At 37.0% G+C, this 3,921-nt stretch carries 5 protein-coding genes; 1 reads left to right on the forward strand and 4 read right to left on the reverse strand.

The features are described 5' to 3' along the window. Nucleotides 1–195 (reverse strand): exonuclease subunit SbcD (gene sbcD, locus ABY905_RS14805; RefSeq protein ID WP_372645242.1); only part of this gene is annotated, 195 nt, incomplete at its 3' end. 903 nt (nt 196–1,098) lie between these two features. On the opposite strand from sbcD, the gene ABY905_RS14810 reads away from it, so the two are divergent. Next, nucleotides 1,099–1,386 (forward strand): hypothetical protein, encoded by a 288-nt coding sequence (locus ABY905_RS14810; RefSeq protein WP_372645244.1) that lies wholly within the window; start codon nt 1,099–1,101, stop codon nt 1,384–1,386. Nucleotides 1,387–1,558: 172 nt separating this feature from the next. Here the strand turns inward: ABY905_RS14810 and ABY905_RS14815 are convergent, their stop codons facing one another. The 3 genes from ABY905_RS14815 to ABY905_RS14825 all read right to left on the reverse strand — a co-directional run. Then, on the reverse strand, nt 1,559–2,089 hold the full coding sequence (locus tag ABY905_RS14815; RefSeq protein WP_372645245.1) for a hypothetical protein: 531 nt from the start codon (nt 2,087–2,089) through the stop codon (nt 1,559–1,561). Between the two features lie 26 nt (nt 2,090–2,115). Then, nucleotides 2,116–2,625 (reverse strand): RDD family protein, encoded by a 510-nt coding sequence (locus ABY905_RS14820; protein WP_372645247.1) that lies wholly within the window; start codon nt 2,623–2,625, stop codon nt 2,116–2,118. A gap of 782 nt (nt 2,626–3,407) precedes the next feature. Then, a partial coding sequence (locus tag ABY905_RS14825; RefSeq protein ID WP_372645249.1) for a hypothetical protein occupies nt 3,408–3,921 on the reverse strand: 514 nt, incomplete at its 5' end.

Raw genomic sequence — 3,921 nt, forward strand, 5'->3', positions numbered from 1 at the left:
ATCGTAGTACATTTTCTGACTCTGAGTCGAGGGTACACCCGAATCGAACACATCGCCCGATACCAACAAAACCGACACTTCCTCGGTTTTAATGTAGGTCTCTAACCAGTCTAAAAACTGCGATTGCTCTTCGTATTGCGATTGTTCGTGAAGACGATGCCCCAAATGCCAATCGGATGTATGTAGTATTTTCATATGTTTTTTATCTTATATTTTTGCCATATGGAACTTACCATGAAAATCACCACCCTGTGTTTAAAAAGTTTCATACAAGGACGTTTCATTTCTAGTTTTCTTTAAACGATATCTAAACGGCAGATTACAAATCTACACAAACTGGTGGTATCTTATTCATAATAAAAGTTCTTCATATTAATGCGCTGCTGATCTTTTTTAATCTTAGTAATCAAATAATAATATCCAATATTATATATCCCATTTTTTTTTGGCTTGATTCAAAAGAAACAAACGATCGTGCATCTCATCATATTGATGCCAAAATTATCTAATTCATTTCAAAAACGGGCTCCTCGTTTCCATATGATTTAAACTTAATCATCATTTCCATTATTGCCACCGGCACCCCTACCAACTGCACACATAAATTCCCTAAAAAGCCATTTTCCTCTCAGATAAGAAATCAGATTAGACAGCACAAAACGAAGCCTATTTAAGCCATACTCCAATCAGTTTGTGAAACTTGACAGATTTGACAAGCAAATAAAAATTAAATTTCACTTAATTTTAATACAGATCAGGTTTCATCGCTTGAAGAGCAGATATAAAAAATTGAGAACAAGGGGCCGCAAGATTAGAATGAACCTTCGCGAAAAAGGAACATCTGCTCTAAAAAGGGAAAAAGGTCAAACTAGCTGTAAAGGGCGCCAATGGGATCGGGCAAAGGACAAACGAAGCAGAAACAGGTCTCAAACATTTCGCGCATGCTTCGCCCAAAAATCGGAACATTCGCCCTTTTCGGAAATTGCCCGCCCGAGTTCGCGCATTGCTCGCCCATATTCGCTGAATGCCCGCCCGAGTTCGCTGAATGCTCGCCCGAGTTCGCTGAACGCTCGCCCGATTTGCAGAGCCTCCGCCCAAATGGCTGAGCTTGTAGCCCAAGGCTGCCAGGAAACGCTTATCGATAAGCTATTTGTTGACGCTCAAAACCTGAAAGCGGCAAACATAGAGCATGAAAAATTCAAGAAAGAGCGTGGAGTCATCACACAGGAGCGTGTTATGCTACTGAACGAGGTGTACAAGCTGGTGAAACCCCTTAGCGATATGGCCCAAATTATCTATAACGATGATGCGGCTCACTTGGCTAAATACAGCTTACCCAAACCCAAATCATCACAAAACACAGCCGATGATTTAATTGAATCCTAACCTATAACAAGAAAACACCCCACTCAGGTTGAATGCGCTGAGTGGGGTGTTTTTTATTTGAACCAAACTTTCAATGTGCTCGACACCGCCCATGATAATTTAGCTTTTGTTGTGGTGTCGTTTTAATTTCTTTTTCTAATTTCATCATTATTCTATATCCTAAAGATATTTATCAAAACTTCAGCCCAACACTCAAAGAATGTCTATTGTATCCTCCAATAGCCGTGTCATATTTCAAATACCACTGACCACTGTATGCCATTGGTAATTCATACATTACACCTAGTATTGGACTTAAATACGTCTGACAATTTCTTTTGTATGATGTCAAATTCGAATATCCTTTCATTACTTCATATTCACTAGAAAAACATGTCCCTAATCCAGCTAAAAATGATGTTCTATTAAATGCTTTGTATCCGACATAAGCCTCAATGCATATCGCTTGACTATCCCATTCAACATGAGTACTTCTACTACCATCTCCTCCAGTATCTTCATGCTTTTCTTTTGGTGAGAAAGAGAAATCAATACCAAACAAAACCTTTTCCCTTAACTCATAAACGATTCCAAGATCAAGAGCTACTTTGGTATAATCATCATTTTTGCCAGAAAAATAATTCACCCCTAAACCTAAATCAATTCCAACTCTCTGTTCAATTACACTATTATCTTTTCGGCTCGTTTGATACAGAATACACACTTATCTGTTTGTTTTTTGTCACAGTTTTATTCTTTGGTATTAATTACAACCGTGTCGGCTATCATATCGTGAAAAGCTCTTCTTTTTTCATTTGTGAACATTGTAATAATTTCTACCAGAAACCATATTAATGACAAATAGATTAAATAAGTATTGTAAGGTTCCATTCCAGATTCTGTATATGAACCAATTCTTAGTATATTGATGAATATCAATATCATTCCAATCACCTGTAAAACTATATAAATGCTATCCCTTAAGAAAGCTTGTTTTAGTGTTAGTCCCTTTCTTTCAGAAACATCAATAACCTTTACATTCATTGCCTTTTTACCTATCGTTTGTCCAGTTTTCCAATGAAAATAGATTGAATAAAGAAAAAAAGATGAATAGCTAATTAGAATCCATATGAGTACTAAACCAATGTTACGATCTGGGGTTAAAAAGTAATAATCAAGGAAACCGATTGGTAATAATATTAGCCCGTCAATAAATCCAGCCCAAAATCTACCTGAAAATGTATTATATCTCTCCATCATTTTTTTTAAAATTATACCTAACTAGTTTGTATCAACACGATTGTTGTTGTTTCTCTAATATCTTATTATGATATCCCGATTTAATTGTCATCAAGCGGGTTTATAGCGGCTTAAATTTCACCGATCTAAATTCCGCTGTCAGTCTCAAAATAAAGCCCACCAAATTTATGAAAAGCAGGTAACAAACAATATGTTTTGTAAGGGAAAGTTGGGTATTGCACATAAAATAGAAAGCATCTACTTAGGGGAAAAAGAACACTCCCCTTGGTCCCCTCTCAAGAGGGGAATTAAAAAAGGGAAATTATTGACTGGATAATCTACTCCATATTTGCTAACATGTTAGTGAGTTTGCGAATAATCTGGAGTATTAGGAGTTGGCGATTTCTAATCGGCTTGCTTTACAGAAAATAGGATCGCAGATCCTCAACTAAAACCTGCAGATAAGATATCTGCAGGAGCTTGGCAAATAATAACTGTCTTTGCGAGGACGAAGTATGAGAACGTGGCAATCTCATAATAAATGCGCTGTGCTTGTATTAAGAGCTGTTCTATTAATGTGAGATTGCTTCAGTCGATTGGGTTCCATCGCAAAGACAAGGTGTAAATACTTAGTCATCCCCTGACATATACAGCTTTCATATAGTCATCCCGAATTTATTTAAGGGAAGCAGGCTCAGGCTTCGTCAAATCTGGAAATGCTACCTTCTATTAAAACAAAAAAAAGCTTGACAGTTCTGATGATTCAGTTCTGTCAAGCTTATTAATTCTTGGTCTTGTTTCCTTTACTTGCGAAAATCTTTTAATGCTTTTTGTACGACCTCCAAATCGTTTTCTTCCATACGGATAATCTTATTTTTATCGTTGTACACAAAATCAGAATAAGAAATGACGACCATAGAAATCCCATTCTTTGGTAGCACTTTAACTCTTCGTTCATCGTATAATCGTCTTAACTCTTCTCTTGTCGAAGTCTTTGTTTCCTCCTCGTCTTCCTCGTCTTTTTCGCGACTTGCTACAGGCCTGAAGTTCTGTATTTCTTTGTATTCTACAACCAATTGCAATTCTTCATAATAAGCATCAACAGGAAGCATGGTTTTGGTTTTCCCGTCTTTGTGCAGATCACCCATAAGGAAATCAAATCTCTTATGACGATCAGCTTTTAGAGATAATACTTTATCGCATAAACCGATAACATAGGTTTCGTCACTGTTTAAACGAATCGCTATCGGATCGTTTTCTGGGTTCTTTTTTTCCTGTTTGTAGGGAGCATCCGGAGTGCTTGCATGAGTCGGAACA

It is taken from the genome of Ancylomarina sp., assembly GCF_041555295.1.
Lineage (GTDB): Bacteria > Bacteroidota > Bacteroidia > Bacteroidales > Marinifilaceae > Ancylomarina.